Source organism: Nitratireductor alexandrii, assembly GCF_004000215.1.
GTDB classification, from domain to species: domain Bacteria; phylum Pseudomonadota; class Alphaproteobacteria; order Rhizobiales; family Rhizobiaceae; genus Mangrovimarina; species Mangrovimarina alexandrii.
This window is the reverse complement of the sequence record NZ_RBVY01000006.1, coordinates 75,408-90,088: the sequence shown is the minus strand read 5'-3', so window position 1 is coordinate 90,088 and position 14,681 is coordinate 75,408. Positions and strand designations below refer to the sequence as shown.

The following is a 14,681-nucleotide window of genomic DNA, read 5'->3' as shown; positions in this document are numbered from 1 at the left end:
GGTTGCGCTCAGCCGGCCGGCGTCGAAAGCCGCGACGTCCAGTCTTCGACCGCGCGGCGGGCGAGCCGTCGACGTGCGAGATCGCGCCAGGAGGTCGACAAAACGGCCAGTTCGGCCATCTCGGCAAGCGCGTCGTGGTTCAGCGTGTCGCGGTAGAGCGTGTGCGCCAGCCGGGCCAGGGGCCAGGCCCCGGCCGGTCTGTCGATCAGCTCGGCCGTCATGCCGGCCTCGATGTCGCCTTCCTCGATCACCCGGTAATACCAGCCGGTCCGGCCGCTTTCTTGAACCCGGCGCGCCATATGCGGCTCGCCGAAACGCTCGTTGAGGCGCCAGCAGGGCTGCCGCCCCTGCGAGACCTGAACCGTCGCTCCGCCGAGGCGAAAGATGTCGCCGATGCAGATATCGGCCTCGGTGACGCCGCGCGAAGACAGGTTTTCGCCGAAGGCGCCGATCGTAGCCAAGGTGGCGACGGTGTCGGGATGGTGTTCGCGCCAGGTCGGGTAGTGGTCGGTCGGATAGTGGTGAAGCGCCTTTTCCGGGCCGCCGTGGTGCTTGCGGTCGCCCTGCTGGTCGCCGACCAGCCCCTCGCGGGTCAGCCGCACGGGACCGGCCACCGGCGCCTTGCGGATGCCGCTGGCAATCCGCCTCGGTCCGAGCGGCGCGACCTGGCCGACCAGTACAGCTTCGGCCACGAAACCCGACGTCGCGCCTTTGCTCTTTGCCGTTTCTATCACTGGCTTTGCCCCAGCCGCTCGATCACCTTGTCGGCCATATGGGCGCATCTGTCGCCGTCGAACGGAAACAGATCGGCAAAGCTGGCCGAAAGCTCCTTCTCGATCGCTCTTTTCAACAGGCGCCGGGCGCGATGCAGACGGGTCTTGGCTGTCTCGGGCCGGATCGACAGATGGGCGGCGGTCTCTTCGGTGCTCATGCCTTCGACGTCGCGTAGGATGAACACGGTGCGGAAGGCGGGCGGCAGCATGTCGACCGCCCGTTCCAGGGTCGCCCTGATCTGTTCGCGGGCGGTCTCGGTTTCCGGGTCGGGTGCGCTCGGGACTATCGGGAACATGACGACATTGTCTCCAGCCGGGCCCGCCGCGCCGGTCTCCAACTCGGCGAGATCGGCCATGGGCCGGCGTTTTCTAAGGCGGCCGACCGCCTCGTTGATGGCGATCCTGGACAGCCAGGTCGAGACCGCGGCCTCACCGCGAAATCCGTCGAGCCGGCTGAAGGCGCGCACATAGGTTTCCTGCACGACGTCCTCGGCTTCGGCGTCGTCGTGCACGAAACCGCGCGCGAGACGAAACAGGAGCCGGTTGTTTTTTCTAACCAGCAGGCGAACCGCCTCCTCGCTGCCGCTCCTGGCGCGGGCGACAAGGTCTGCGTCGTCGGCGGGGGCCGGTTCGGTGCGGGTAAAAAGACGCTGTTCCATCACAACCTCGTTTCGTTGCCTTTTGCCGTCACGAGCGCCGCACGATGCCGCGCGCCATGATCTCGTCGACGCGCGGAAAGGCGCGCAGCGCAACCTCGGGCAGGTCGCCGGCCCTGTCGTCTTCGGTCCATCCGCCCTTGACCGGAGCACCGACGACGATGCGCCCGACCATGCCCGCATGTTCGTGCGGAATGCAATAATAGTCGTAGACGCCCGGTTGCGTGAGGGTGAGCGAATAGGATTCTTCCGGCAACAGGAAATCGGAATTCCAGGGCGCCGCGTTCTGAGGCATGCGTTGTGGCCGATCGTCGTTTCGCGGGTGGTAGGCAGTGGCGGTGTGCGAGTTTCCCGGGTCGCGATTGGTCCAACGGATGGTCTGGCCGGGCTCGACCAGAACGCCTATCGGGTCGAACCAGACATGGGCGCCATTGTCGCGGCCGCCCATGGTGATCTCGACGATGCCGGCCGACAGGGCCGGCCGTTTGAGTGCGGGCAGGAGGGCGGCCAAGCCGCCCCCCGCCCACAGCAATCGACGCCTGCTGATCGTCATTGTCCGACCCGCGCCTCCTCGCCGGCCGCGACATGCCACAACACGATATGCGCGTGCGGCACCTCAACGCCGGGATGACCGGCATTATAGTAGATATCGACATGGTCGACCGTACCGCCGGGCACGGCCAGGTCGTCGAAGGTGGTGTCCGGGTTCAGATCGGCGACTGGGATCATGTAGATGGTGCTGACCAGCGCGCCGTCGCGATCATAGGCCAGGAAGGGGCCCGCGGGCAGGCTGGCCGGATCGACGAAAAGCTGGCCGAGGCCGGGGATGAAGTCGGGCAGTTTCACCAGCTTCGACACCTGCTGGTAGGGCGCGGCCGGCGGCGATTTCGCGACCGCCTCGTCGGGACCGTGCGCCAGGGCCGGCGCGGCAGGGGCGAGAAGGAGGGCGAGCGCAACCGCGCCCGAAAGGATTGTTCTCATCGGTCTGTCCTTTTCATCTTCCGCCCCGTCGCGGGGCGATGCCGATTGGATGCGTGCGGGCCGAAAAGGTTCCCGGCGCTTTCAGCGTGACTGAAGCGAGGCCAGGAATTCGCCGCGCAGAGCCGCATTCTCGCGGTAGGCGCCGGACATGGCTTTCGTCATCAAGCTGGTCCCGCAGGCCCGTATGCCGCGCGAGCGCATGCAGTCGTGCTGCGCTTCTATGACGACGGCCACGCCGGCCGGTTGCAGCACCCGCTGGATCGCCGCGGCGATCTGATCGGTCATGCGTTCCTGGATCTGGAGCCGGCGTGCGAAGGCATCGACCAGCCGGGCGAGCTTGGAGATACCGACAACCCTTTGATCGGGCAGATAGGCGATATGCGCCTTGCCGCGGATCGGCGCCATGTGGTGTTCGCACCACGAAAAGAAGGCAATGTCGCGCAGCTCGACGGGGTCCGCGTAGCCGCCGATCTCGTCGAACGTGGTGCCCAGAATATTGTCGGGCACCAGGCCGTAGCCGCCAAACCAGTCTTCGAACGCGCGCGCCACGCGCGCCGGGGTGTCGACCAGGCCGGGCCGGGCCGGATCGTCGCCGGCCCAGCGTATCAGCGCCGCCACGGCGGCCTCGGTTTCGCTGCGCGTCGGAACAGGGGTGTCGCTTCGGCGCGGCTGCGCTTTGGCGGCCGCGTAATCGCGGTCTTCAGGCAGGGTCGTGGCGCGTGTCGGGCGCTGCAGATGGTCGGCTGTGATATTCATATCCGGTTCTCCGTGTCGGTTGCATTCAACCGTTCGATGCGGGATGCGGCCGCAGGTTCCCGGTAAACCGCGCCCGTCCGACGCGGCGGTTTTCCGGTCCGTCTGCGAAGCGCGGCGGGCGCGCCGTCGCCAGCGGGTGCGACATGCACGCCCTTGCGGCGCAGCCTCGGGGGCGTTAAAAGCTATATTTGAAATATCTCTTTTAGAGGCACCATGTCCGATCGCTTTTCATTGCGCGCCCGGCCGGTTCAGCCGCGCGAGCCTGCGGTTCCCGACAGCGTCGACCGGGCCTTCATCGGCCAGCTGGTGCGCGATTTTTACGGTCGGGTTCGCGCCGATCCGCGCCTGGGGCCGATCTTTGCCGGCGAGATCGGCCAGGCCTGGGAACCGCATCTGGAGAAGATGACCGATTTCTGGTGTTCGGTGATCCTGCGCAACGGAGCCTATCACGGCCGCCCCGTGCCGGCCCACATCAAGCTGAAACAGGTGCGCCCGGAGGATTTCGATATCTGGCTCGACCTTTTTCGGCAGACGGTTTCCCAGCGTTGCGAACCGGCGCTCGCGGCCGTGTTCGTCGAACGGGCCGAGCGGATCGCCACCAGCCTGAAACTTGCGATGTTTTACCGCCTGCCGGCGGCAGGGGTCGCGGCGGGCACCGATCCGACGCCGCCGGGCGAGGGCTGAGATGGCTGCGCGAGTGCCTGCCCGACTGCCCCTGGCCCTGACCGCGTTGGTTGCCGCCGTGTGGCTCGGCATGGTCGTCGGCGTCTCCTTCCTGGCCACGCCGGTCAAGTTCGAAGCGCCATCGCTCGACCTGCCGGTCGCACTCGAGGTCGGCCGGGTTACCTTTGGTCTGTTTTCGCGGGTCGAATGGGGTATGGCCGTGCTGCTCGCGGTCGCGGTCGGCCTGCCAGGCATCGGACGCGGCTTGAGGCTGCTGGCCGCGTTTGTGCTCGCGCTCGTCGCGGTGGAGGCGATCTGGCTGCTGCCAGCCCTCGACGCGCGGGTCGAAGCCGTCATCCAGGGGCAGCCGGAACCGGCAAGCTGGCACCACCTGCTTTACGCGGTGGCTGAAACCGGCAAGGCGGTCTTGCTCGCCGCTCTCGCTCTATCCGGATTGCGGCGTCTCGGCGCGAATGCCAGCCTGGACAGACCGGTGGACCAAGTCCCGGGACGTTGACTGGTCGCCATCGGGCAACATCGAGGCGTTGCCATATCCCGTTCGTGTTGTATGACGGAATCCCAACCGAGAACTGCGACCCTGCCAGTGGACGGGGCGGTGCGGCCGCGCCTTTTCGCGTGCTCGTGGCCGAAACGGTCGCATATGCGGCCTCCTACTCTGCACATGTCAATTTGCCTAAAGTGCAAGGTCAGTGATAGAAGGAAGCATGAATCGAAGCCTCGACAGGAGACCGACAGACTTATGAACACGTCCGACGCGCTGCCGCGGATCGGCTTGAGCGAACAGGCCTACGCGAAGATAAAGGACGACATCGTCTGGTGCCGGCTTCGTCCCGGTGAGGAGGTCAGCGAAACCAAGCTCTGCGGTCTCTACGGTTTCGGAAAAGCTCCGATCCGTGCGGCGCTCTCGCGCCTGTCTCAGGAATCCTATGTCGTGCCGCAGCCGCGGCGGGGCCATGTGATCGCGCCGGTCACGCTGAAGGCGATGCGCGAATTGTTCGAGCTGCGCCGCATCGTCGAGCCGGCAATCAGCGAGATGGCCTGCGGCCGGGTCGACCGCGACCGGTTGCTGGAACTCGACGCACGCTGCGCGCATGGCTACGTGCCGGGAGAGGTGGAGAGCGAGGCCCGCTTCATCGCCGCCAACAAGGCGTTTCATCTCGAGATCGCGCGCGCGGCCAACAATTCGCGGCTGACGACATTGCTCGAGCAGATTCTCGACGAGATGACACGGCTTCTGCATCTGGGTTACGTGCTGCGCGAACGCCCCACCGAGGTGCGCGCCGAGCACCACACCTTGATCGAGGCGCTGGCACAGGGCGACAAGGCGACGGCGCGCGCAACCACGATCGCGCATATCGACAGTGTGCGCCAGATGGTCATGGACGGCATCACCCAGTATTCGAGCCTGAGCGAGGCAAACATCGCCCCGGCCATGGCAGCCGGCAGCGGGCGTTGAAGCCGTTGCGTCGATCGGCCGGGTTCGGTCGGCCAATGCACGGACGGTCATAACGGGTGCTGTCTCGCGGGCCACCGCAACGGTCGCGACACGGTTGTCGCTGCCGCCATCCGCCCCGCACTTCCAGTTCACCCAGCCCGGGCTTTCGTGTCGACGAGGGCCCGGCTCAACCACGGAGAAAGTCGAATGAAGCCAGTTTCCACCGCCGCCGCGCCCGCCGCGATCGGTCCCTATTCGCAGGCCGTCCGCACCGGCTCGCTGCTGTTCGTTTCCGGACAGTTGCCGATCGACCCGAAGACGGGCGAATTCGCGGCCTCGGATGCGGTTGGCCAGATGCGCCAGTGCCTGGCCAACATCGCGGCGATCGCCAAGGAAGCCGGCAGCGACATCTCGCGTACGGTCAAGACCACCATCCTTCTGACCGATTTGGGAGGATTTGCCGCCATCAACGAGGAATACGGCAAGGCTTTCGCGCAACCCTATCCGGCTCGCGCCTGTTACGAGGTCTCGGCCTTGCCGAAAGGCGCGCTGGTCGAAGTCGAAGCCGTGATCGAGCTCGACTGACCGGTCTCGCGCTCGCGCGCACAAGAAAAGCCCGGCCGCCGCGCCGGGCCTTTTTCGTTGGCGGTCGGAAACCGCTCAGCCGGTCTTGGTCAGCAACTCGTCGATCGACTTCTTGGCGTCGCCATAAAGCATGCGGGCGTTGTCCTTGAAGAACAGCGGGTTCTCGATGCCGGAATAGCCGGTTCCCTGGCCGCGCTTGCACACGATGACGGTACCGGCCTTCCAAACCTCCAGGACCGGCATGCCGGCAATCGGCGAGTTCGGATCGTCCTGGGCTGCCGGGTTCACGATGTCGTTCGAGCCGATGACGATCGCGACGTCGGTGTCGGAAAAATCGTCGTTGATCTCGTCCATCTCCAGAACGATGTCGTAGGGTACCTTGGCCTCGGCCAGAAGCACGTTCATGTGCCCGGGCAGCCGGCCGGCGACCGGGTGGATGGCGAAGCGCACCTCTTTGCCCTTGGCGCGAAGCCTGCGGGTGAGTTCGGAGACCGCGCCTTGCGCCTGGGCGACCGCCATGCCGTAACCCGGCACGATGACCACGCTGTCGGCGTCGTCCAGCGCGACGGCGACCTCGTCGGCGGTGGTGGCGACCATTTCGCCCTCGACCGTCATTTGCGGGCCGCTGGCGCCGCCGAAGCCGCCGAGGATGACCGACACAAAGGCCCGGTTCATGGCCTTGCACATGATGTAGGACAGGATCGCGCCCGAGGAGCCGACCAGCGCGCCGGTGACGATCAGCAGGTCGTTGGATAGCGTGAAGCCGATCGCGGCCGCGGCCCAGCCCGAATAGGAGTTGAGCATCGAGACGACCACCGGCATGTCGGCGCCGCCGATCCCCATGATCAGATGATAGCCGATGAACAGTGCCAGCACGGTGATGGCGATCAGGGGCAGCATGCCGCCGAACGCCAGATAATACACCGCCAGCACCACGCAGGCGAGTGCGGCGGCGGCGTTGAGCAGATGTCCGCCCGGCAGTTGCGCGGGCTTGCCGTCCAGTTTGCCGGCGAGCTTACCGAAGGCGACCACCGACCCGGTGAAGGTGATCGCTCCGATGAAGACGCCGAGCACGACTTCAACCTGAAGAAAGGCGATCTCGGTCGGCGTCTTGGTGGCGAGCCTGGCGGCGAAGGCGGCCAGGTCGTCGAGGCTCTCGCCCGCCGCGCGCAAGCCGGCGACGCGCAGCCGCTCCATCTCGGCGTTGAGCCCGACGAACACGGCGGCGAGGCCGACGAAGGAGTGCAGCGCGGCGACCAGTTGCGGCATCTGCGTCATTTCCACCCGCCTGGCGACGACCGTGCCGATCGCGGCGCCAACGAGCACCATGGCCAGCATCAGCCCGTAATTGCTGACACCTGGCCCGAGCGCGGTGAAGACCACGGCGAGCGCCATGCCGGCGATGCCGTACCAGACCGCGCGCTTGGCGCTTTCCTGGTTGGAGAGCCCGCCGAGCGACAGGATGAAAAGTACGCTCGCCGCGACGGCGGCGGAGGTAACCAATGGTTGTGCGAACATGTGCTGCCTCCGCCTCAGGATTTCTGGAACATGGCGAGCATGCGGCGCGTGACCAGAAAGCCGCCGACGATGTTGATGCTGGCGATCAGCATCGAAATCGCCGCGAGTGTCACGACGAGCCAATCGCCGGAGCCGATCTGCAGAAGCGCCCCGAGCACGACGATGCCCGAGATGGCGTTGGTCACCGCCATCAGCGGCGTGTGCAGCGCGTGGCTGACGTTCCAGATCACCTGGAAGCCGATGAAGCAGGCGAGCACGAAGACGATGAAATGCTGCATGAAGGAGGCCGGCGCGACCGCGCCGACAAGGGCGATCAGGACCGCCCCGGCGACGAGCAGGCCGGCCTGGCGCCGCGTCTGGGCGCGGAAGGCGGCAACTTCGAGCGCCCGCTTCTCTTCCGGGCTCGGCTCCTTCGGCTTGTCCTTGCGCGGTGCTGCCGCGATCGCCCGTACTTTCGGCGGCGGCGGCGGATAGGTCACGGCGCCCTGATGGGCGACGGTCGATCCGCGGATGACGTCGTCGTGCATGTCGTGAACCAGCGTGCCGTCCTTGGTCGGCGCGAGTTCGCACACGAACTGGCGGACATTGTTAGCATAAAGCGTCGAGGCCTGGGTTGCCATGCGGCTTGGAAAGTCGGTGTAGCCGATGATCGTCACCTTGTTGTCGGTGACGATCTTGTCCTCCTTGACCGTCAGTTCGCAATTGCCGCCGCGTTCGGCGGCTAGGTCGACGATGACGGAGCCGGGCTTCATCGCCGCGACCATGTCTTTGGTCCACAGCACCGGCGCATCGCGGTTGGGAATCAGCGCGGTGGTGATGACGATGTCGATCTCAGGCGCGAGCGCGCGAAATTTCTCGAGCTGCTTGGCCTGGAATTCGGGCGAGGACGGCGCGGCGTAACCGCCGCTGGCGGATCCGTCCTGCTGGTCGCTGTTGAAATCGAGATAGACGAATTCCGCGCCCATCGATTCGATCTGTTCGGCGACTTCGGGGCGGACGTCGAAGGCGTAGGTGATCGCGCCGAGCGCGGTGGAGGTGCCGATCGCGGCGAGGCCGGCGACGCCGGCGCCGACCACCAGTACCCTGGCCGGCGGCACCTTGCCGGCGGCCGTCACCTGGCCGGTGAAGAAACGGCCGAAATTGTTGCCGGCCTCGATCACCGCGCGATAGCCGGCGATGTTGGCCATCGACGACAGCGCGTCGAGCTTCTGGGCGCGGCTGATGCGCGGCACCATGTCCATCGCCACCACGGTCGCGCCCGTGTCGGCGGCCTGGCGCATCAGCGCCTCGTTCTGGGCCGGATGAAAGAAGGAAATCAGCACCTTGCCCGTGCTCAGCAGGGCGACCTCGGTCCCGGTGGGCGGACGCACCTTGGCGACGAGGTCGGCATCCGCCCACAGGCGCTCGGCCGATTTGACGATCTCGACGCCGGCTTCTTCATAGGCAGCGTCGCTGAAGCCGGCGTTCTCGCCGGCGCCGGTCTCGATGGCGCAGACGAAGCCGAGCTTCTGCAGCATCCTGGCGCTGTCCGGCGTCATTGCGACGCGCGCCTCGCCGTCAAGTACCTCCCTTGGCGTTCCGATTTTCATTTTTTGTCCTCTTATTGTTGGTGGAGGCGGCGAAGATCACGACACTCCGACAGGCCCGCGGCCGTGGTTTGGAGCGGTTTGTGCGCCGGCCGTAGGCCGGTGCGGCCGGAAAGAGCGCCGTTCAGCCAGCCATCTCGGCTTCGGCCAGGGCGTGCCGGCTGCCGATGCGGGCACGTTTGAGCGCCGGCGCCTGGACGCGCTCGGCCAGCGGCGGCGCCTGACGCGACCGGCGCTGCTGCACCTCGTTCGGGGTGCCGTAGAGCGTCGTGCGTTGGCGCGGGTTGCGGCCGGCGGCGCGGATCGTCTCTTCCATGCGGTGCGGCGGGAACTCCTGCCCGTGGCGGGTGCCGGCGGCGCGGCTGATCGATTCGTCCATCAGCACGCCGCCGAGATCGTTTGCGCCCGCCCGCAGCGCGGCGGCGATTCCGGCCTCGCCCATCTTCACCCAGGAGACCTGGATATTGGCGATCACCGGGTTCAGGGCCAGGCGCGACACGGCATGCATCATCACCGCTTCGCGGAAGCTGGGCCCCTGGCGGGCGTCGCCCTTGAGATAGATCGGCGCCTCCATGTGCACGAAGGGCAGCGGCACGAATTCGGTGAAGCCGCCGGTGCGTTCCTGCAGGGCGCGGATGCGCAGAATGTGCCGTGCCCAGTGCCGATAGCGCTCGACATGGCCGAACATGATGGTGGCCGTGGTGCGCAGGCCGGTTTCGTGCGCGGCCTCGATTACGCCGAGCCAGTCCTCCGTCGATAGTTTTTGTGCGCAGAGCGCCGCGCGTATCTCGTCGTCGAGGATTTCCGCCGCCGTGCCCGGCAGGCTGCCGAGGCCGACCTCCTTCAGCCGTTCGAGGAATTCGCGTACCGGAATGTTGAGCGATTGCGCGCCGTGGCTGACCTCGAGTGGCGAGAAAGCGTGAACGTGGATGCCGGGGGCAGCGCTTTTGGCGGCGCGGCAGATTTCCAGATAGGTCTCGCCGGTATAGTCGGGGTGGATGCCGCCCTGCATGCAGACCTCGACGCCACCGCGCTCCCAGGCTTCGCCGACCCGCCGGGTGATTTCCGATAAGTCCAGATCGTAGGGACTGCCGCGCAGATGCGCGGCCGTCCGGCCCTTGGAAAAGGCACAGAACCGGCAGCCATAGGTGCACACATTCGTGTAGTTGATGTTGCGCGTCACCACGTAGCCAACCGTGTCGCCCACCGTCTCGCGGCGCAGCGCGTCGGCGGCGTCGATGACAGCATCGGCCATCGATCCACGCGCCTCGAAAAGCGACACGATCGCCTCTTCGCCGAGCGGCCGGCCGGCGACGGCCAGATCGATCGCGCGTATGGCGGCGGCGGTATTTGAAGGTACGGTGGCGGCGGCCGGGAAATCATGGCCGCGTTCGCTCCGGCCGACGCGCCAGCCGCTTTCATGGGCGAGGCCCGACGTGTCCTGACGGCGCAAAGCGGCCTTGCGCGGTTCCGGCGCCAACCAAGTGCCGGACGCGTCCAGCCAGGCCGGGTAGACGGCCAGTCGCGGCGCGAGTGTCTTGCCGGCGCGGGCGGTCTCGGCGGCGAGCCGTTCGAGCTCCGGCCAAGGCGCTTCCGGATTGACATGATCGGGGGTGACCGGCGAGACGCCGCCCCAATCGTTGATGCCAGCGTCGATCAGCGGCTTCAGCCCCTCGGCGCGCAGATTGGGTGGCGACTGGATCGCCATGTCGGGCCCGAAGATCATCCTGGCGACGGCGATGGTCCAGAGCTGGTCGTCGAGGCTCGGCTCGGGCGCATCGGCCATTTTGGTGCCGGGCTTGGCGCGGAAGTTCTGGACGATGATTTCCTGGATGTGGCCGTGTTCAGCGTGGAGCGCGCGCAGGGCGAGCAGCGCCTCGACGCGCTCGCGCCTCGTCTCGCCGATGCCGATCAGGATGCCGCTGGTAAACGGCACCTTGGCGCGGCCGGCCGCTGCGATCGTGGCCAGCCTTGCGGCGGGTTTTTTGTCGGGTGAGCCGAAATGCGGCCCGCCGCGTTCGCTCAGCCGCTCGGACGCGGTTTCCAGCATGATGCCCTGCGATACCGAAACCGCGCGCAGTGCGCGGATTTCGTCCTCGCTCATCACACCGGCATTGATATGGGGCAGCAGGCCGGTTTTGCGCAGCACCATGTCGGCCATCGCGGCGAGATAGTCGACAGTGGTTTCGTAGCCGAGCGCGGCCAGTTCATCGCGGGCGATCCGGTAGCGCAGCTCGGGTTTGTCGCCGAGCGTGAACAGGGCCTCGTCGCAGCCTGTCTTGACGCCGTCTTCGGCGATCGCCAGCACCTCATCGGGCGTCAGGAAGGCCGCGCCGCAGTTTCGCGGTGCCTGCGCGAAGGTGCAGTAATGACATACGTCCCGGCAGAGCTGGGTGAGCGGAATGAACACCTTGCGCGAGACCGTGACGACGTCGCCGTGACCGGCATCGCGGATGGCGCTGGCCGCTTCTGTCAGGCCTTCGAGGTCGCCGCACGCGGCAAGCAGCAGGGCTTCGTCGTCGTCGAGCATGCCCCCCTTGATGATACGCTCGCTCCACTGTGCGATTGGCGGCGTGGTCATTGCGCAATCTCCTTTGTCGGGCTTTGGGCCTGGCTTTTTTGTTGCACGGCGCGTGCCAGGGCGCGTGACCGGTGGCCTCTGTCGCCGGATGGCGTGGCGCGCAACCGCTCAAAGTCGTCTGGCAGGTCGATGTCGCAGGCCAGCGAGGCGAGGCGAAGCCCGTGCCTGGGCGGTATGCGCCGGTCGTCGGGGCGGCCGAGATGGCGACGGAAACTGTCGGGGCCGAAGCGAAATTCGGGCGGCGTCGATGCCGGAAAAACGAGACCGTTGGTGCCGGTGCAGCGCCGGTCCGGCACGACCGCGCAGGCGCCTGAGAGCGCGGCGGCTGTTATGGCGAGATCCAGTTCCGCGCCGTCCAGGAGCGGCAGGTCGGCGGGCAGTACGGCCACGATTCGCGCGCCGCTGCGCGCCAGGGCGCGGGTGGCGAAGGCGACGGCGGCGTTGAGCCCGTCCGTGCCGGCGGGCTGATGGATGAAGGTGTGACCGGATCGCGCGGCCAGCGTCGCCGTCGCGGGATCGGGACCGCAGAGCGCGATGCCGGACAGAAGCTGGGACGCGCGCAGCCCGTCGAGCAGGTCGAGCAGCATGGCCTGCTGCAGGTCGGCGCGCTGCGGCGGCGTCAGGATGCCGGCGAGCCGGGACTTCGCCCGCGCGCCCTCCTTGACGGGTAACAGGGCCCAGGCGCCGCGGCTCATGATTGCGCGTCCGCTGCGTGGGCGCCGGCTGCCGCGAGCACCGTGCGGGCCAGCGCGACGGACTCCTCGAGGCCATGCATGAGCGTTGGCGCGAACAGGGTTTTCGGGCCGGTCACCGCGGCGCCGCTGTCGGCCTCGTCGGCGATCAGGATATCGAGGAAGTCGGCATAATGATCGGCGATCGTCTGCAGCGCTGCTGCGTGACCGAGTTCGCCGATCATCTTGGCAAGCGGACCCTTGACGGCTTTGCCGCCGACCAGCGGCGACACCGCCACAACCGGTGCGCGGACGGCGCGGATCGCGTCGCGCAGGCCGGGGATGGCCAGCATCGGATCGATCGACAGATAGGGGTTGGACGGGCAGATCACCAGCGCGGCCAGCGGCTCGGCGCCTAACGCGGCCAGCGCCTCCCGGGTCGGACGCGCCCGCTCGGCGCCTTCGAACCGCAGGCCGCGAATCCGTGGCTGCCAGCGCTGGCCGACGAAGTAGTGCTGGAAGGGCAGGGCGCCCTCCTCGGTGTCGATGATCGTGGCCACGGCGTCGTCCGTCGCCGGCAGGATCGTGCAGCCGACGCCGAGGGCGCGGGCGATCTCGCCGGTGATTTCGGTCAGCCGCGCGCCCTGTGCCAGACGCTGGGTACGCACGGCCTTGGTGGCGAGATCGGTGTCGCCGAGCGCGAACCAGCTTTCGCCGCCCAGTTCCTTGACGGCCTCCATGAAACGCCAGCTCTCGCCGTCGCGGCCCCAGCCGTTGTCGCGGTTGGAGCGGCCTGCGAGCGTATAGGTGACGGTATCGATGTCGGGGCTGACATGCAGGCCGAAATGGCGGAAATCGTCGCCGGTATTGACGATGATGGTCAGCCTGTCGGCCGGCACCACGTGCGACAGGCCGAGCGCCAGCTTGGCGCCGCCGATGCCACCGCACAGCGCGACGACGCGGCCGGTGACAGTGGGTGAGGAAACGGTGCGGCTCATCGGAAGAGGTCCCTTTCCGGATCGCGCAGCCCGTCGCTGGCGTTGCACGTGCCGGCGTGCCAGTCGAGCCCGCGAACGATCGCGGCCGGGATCGCTTCCGCGCCTTCGCCCATTGCCAGGCACGCGGCGGCGGCAACCGCGTCGGCGAAGCCGACTTCCGTCACCTGCATCACCCGGCCGAACATGTCTTTTTCGCCGCGCCGGTCGATGACGGCCGGCACGCCAGCGACGCCGATCGCAACGCCCGTCGTGCCGATCCGCCAGGGCCGGCCGAAACTGTCGGAGATGACCACGCCGATGCGCTCGACGCCGTGCGGGCGAAGCCGGTCGCGCAGCGCGCAGGCGGAGGCGTCGGGATCCTCGGGCAGGAGCAGGATCGTCTCGCCGTCTGCGCTGTCTGTTTCGACATTGGATTGGTCGATGCCGGCATTGGCCATGATGTGCCCGAGCCTGTGCTCGACGATCAGCACGTTCGGGACGGCGCGGATGACGGCGCGGCTTTCCGACAGGACGGCCTCGACCAGTCTGGCATCCTTGTTCACCGTGCCGGCGAGGTCGCGCGCGGCCGGCGAGGGAACGTAGTCGCTCAAGGCTCGCTTGCGGCCCTCCGCCTTGCTGACGATCTTCTGCGCCACCACGACGATGTCGCCGTCCTGCAAGGCGATCGCGCTGCGCTCCATCGCACCCGCGATTTCCGCGCAGAGATCGCTGTCCGGCCCGATTATCGGCAGGCCGGCCAGCTTCAGGATCTCGATCGGGGCCATCCCGGTCATCACGCCCGTTCGGCGGCCTTGTCCCGGATTCCGGTGACGACGATGCCGGCGCCTTCGGGAATGTTGTAGCGCTTGTTGATGCCGATCAGCACAGACGTCAGCGCCTCTGCGGCGACCGAGTTGGCGAGCGGCCCGGCATGGACGCCGCGCAGGCCGATCCGGTCCGCCAACGCCACGATCGTCTCGCGGGCAGCCACATCGTCGGAAAACAGCAACACGTCGCCTTCGATCTTTTCGCCCTTGCGCAGCTTCTGGGCCGAGACGCTGTGGAAACCGGTTACCAGCCGCGCTTGCGGGCCGAGCGTGGCGGCTGCCCGGTTGGCCGCGCAGCCCTCCGCCGGCATCTGGACGCGCGCAACTTTCGGCGGCACCAGCGGCACGGTGGTGTCGAGCACGATCTTGCCGGCGACCTTGTCGGCGATGGTCTCGAGCGTGCTGACATGGTTGGCCGAGGGCACGGTGATGGCCACGATCTCGCCGGCCTCCGCGCAAGCGACATTGTCGAGCCCGACGACTTTCGCACCTGTGTTTTCGGCGATCTCGGCGGCGGCCGCCTCGGCCCGCGCTACGTCGCGCGACCCGATGAAGACGGCAAGCCCGGCGCGGGCGCAAGCCATGGCCAGCCCGCCGCCCAGCGCGCCGGTGCCGCCCACGATAGCGATGTTCTTTATCTCACTCATGTCT

16 protein-coding genes are annotated in these 14,681 nt (G+C 67.4%); 4 read left to right on the top strand and 12 right to left on the bottom strand.

From position 1 onward, the window contains the following. Nucleotides 1-8: 8 nt before the first annotated feature. The 5 genes from EP380_RS14955 to folE all read right to left on the bottom strand — a co-directional run bounded on the left by EP380_RS14955 (nucleotide 9) and on the right by folE (nucleotide 3,166). Complete coding sequence (locus EP380_RS14955; RefSeq protein WP_238719881.1) at nucleotides 9-734, bottom strand: MOSC domain-containing protein; 726 nt, start codon at nucleotides 732-734, stop codon at nucleotides 9-11. Next, nucleotides 731-1,432, bottom strand: coding sequence for an RNA polymerase sigma factor (locus EP380_RS14950; RefSeq protein ID WP_127599180.1), 702 nt, complete (start codon nucleotides 1,430-1,432; stop codon nucleotides 731-733). The genes EP380_RS14955 and EP380_RS14950 overlap by 4 nt, the downstream gene beginning before the upstream one ends. A 28-nt stretch (nucleotides 1,433-1,460) precedes the next feature. Continuing rightward, nucleotides 1,461-1,982 carry a plastocyanin/azurin family copper-binding protein gene (locus EP380_RS14945; RefSeq protein ID WP_127599179.1) on the bottom strand — a complete coding sequence of 174 codons (522 nt, stop codon included), beginning with the start codon at nucleotides 1,980-1,982 and terminating at the stop codon, nucleotides 1,461-1,463. Further along, on the bottom strand, nucleotides 1,979-2,410 hold the full coding sequence (locus EP380_RS14940) for a DUF5602 domain-containing protein (protein ID WP_106571908.1): 432 nt from the start codon (nucleotides 2,408-2,410) through the stop codon (nucleotides 1,979-1,981). Before EP380_RS14940 ends, EP380_RS14945 begins: the two co-directional genes overlap by 4 nt. 81 nt (nucleotides 2,411-2,491) lie before the next feature. Next, nucleotides 2,492-3,166: a GTP cyclohydrolase I FolE gene (gene folE / locus EP380_RS14935; RefSeq protein WP_127599178.1), complete on the bottom strand. Its 675-nt coding sequence runs from the start codon at nucleotides 3,164-3,166 to the stop codon at nucleotides 2,492-2,494. Between the two features lie 213 nt (nucleotides 3,167-3,379). On the opposite strand from folE, the gene EP380_RS14930 reads away from it, so the two are divergent. The 4 genes from EP380_RS14930 (at nucleotide 3,380) to EP380_RS14915 (ending at nucleotide 5,870) form a co-directional block, all read left to right on the top strand. Further along, entirely contained in the window at nucleotides 3,380-3,850 is a 471-nt protein-coding gene (locus EP380_RS14930; protein ID WP_127599177.1) for a group III truncated hemoglobin, read from the top strand. Between the two features lies 1 nt (nucleotide 3,851). After that, nucleotides 3,852-4,346 carry a DUF4149 domain-containing protein gene (locus EP380_RS14925; protein WP_127599176.1) on the top strand — a complete coding sequence of 165 codons (495 nt, stop codon included), beginning with the start codon at nucleotides 3,852-3,854 and terminating at the stop codon, nucleotides 4,344-4,346. 243 nt (nucleotides 4,347-4,589) lie between these two features. Continuing rightward, complete coding sequence (locus EP380_RS14920; RefSeq protein WP_158264380.1) at nucleotides 4,590-5,306, top strand: GntR family transcriptional regulator; 717 nt, start codon at nucleotides 4,590-4,592, stop codon at nucleotides 5,304-5,306. Nucleotides 5,307-5,492: 186 nt separating this feature from the next. After that, nucleotides 5,493-5,870 carry a RidA family protein gene (locus EP380_RS14915; protein ID WP_127599174.1) on the top strand — a complete coding sequence of 126 codons (378 nt, stop codon included), beginning with the start codon at nucleotides 5,493-5,495 and terminating at the stop codon, nucleotides 5,868-5,870. 75 nt (nucleotides 5,871-5,945) lie between these two features. On the opposite strand, the gene EP380_RS14910 is transcribed toward EP380_RS14915, so the two are convergent. The 7 genes from EP380_RS14910 to npdG all read right to left on the bottom strand — a co-directional run bounded on the left by EP380_RS14910 (nucleotide 5,946) and on the right by npdG (nucleotide 14,677). Beyond that, a complete protein-coding gene (locus tag EP380_RS14910; RefSeq protein WP_127599173.1) occupies nucleotides 5,946-7,388 on the bottom strand; it encodes an NAD(P)(+) transhydrogenase (Re/Si-specific) subunit beta in 1,443 nt (480 codons plus the stop codon). Nucleotides 7,389-7,402: 14 nt separating this feature from the next. Then, nucleotides 7,403-8,977 carry a Re/Si-specific NAD(P)(+) transhydrogenase subunit alpha gene (locus tag EP380_RS14905; RefSeq protein ID WP_127599172.1) on the bottom strand — a complete coding sequence of 525 codons (1,575 nt, stop codon included), beginning with the start codon at nucleotides 8,975-8,977 and terminating at the stop codon, nucleotides 7,403-7,405. Between the two features lie 121 nt (nucleotides 8,978-9,098). Next, the gene (cofH, locus tag EP380_RS14900) at nucleotides 9,099-11,555 is read right to left on the bottom strand and encodes a 5-amino-6-(D-ribitylamino)uracil--L-tyrosine 4-hydroxyphenyl transferase CofH (RefSeq protein WP_127599171.1); all 2,457 of its coding nucleotides are present in this window, start codon (nucleotides 11,553-11,555) and stop codon (nucleotides 9,099-9,101) included. Next, nucleotides 11,552-12,250, bottom strand: coding sequence for a 2-phospho-L-lactate guanylyltransferase (cofC, locus tag EP380_RS14895; RefSeq protein ID WP_127599170.1), 699 nt, complete (start codon nucleotides 12,248-12,250; stop codon nucleotides 11,552-11,554). The genes cofH and cofC overlap by 4 nt, the downstream gene beginning before the upstream one ends. After that, nucleotides 12,247-13,224 carry a 2-phospho-L-lactate transferase gene (gene cofD, locus EP380_RS14890; RefSeq protein WP_127599169.1) on the bottom strand — a complete coding sequence of 326 codons (978 nt, stop codon included), beginning with the start codon at nucleotides 13,222-13,224 and terminating at the stop codon, nucleotides 12,247-12,249. The genes cofC and cofD overlap by 4 nt, the downstream gene beginning before the upstream one ends. Next, nucleotides 13,221-13,997: a coenzyme F420-0:L-glutamate ligase gene (cofE, locus tag EP380_RS14885; protein WP_238719880.1), complete on the bottom strand. Its 777-nt coding sequence runs from the start codon at nucleotides 13,995-13,997 to the stop codon at nucleotides 13,221-13,223. The genes cofD and cofE overlap by 4 nt, the downstream gene beginning before the upstream one ends. Then, on the bottom strand, nucleotides 13,997-14,677 hold the full coding sequence (gene npdG, locus EP380_RS14880) for an NADPH-dependent F420 reductase (RefSeq protein WP_127599168.1): 681 nt from the start codon (nucleotides 14,675-14,677) through the stop codon (nucleotides 13,997-13,999). The genes cofE and npdG overlap by 1 nt, the downstream gene beginning before the upstream one ends. Nucleotides 14,678-14,681: the final 4 nt, after the last annotated feature.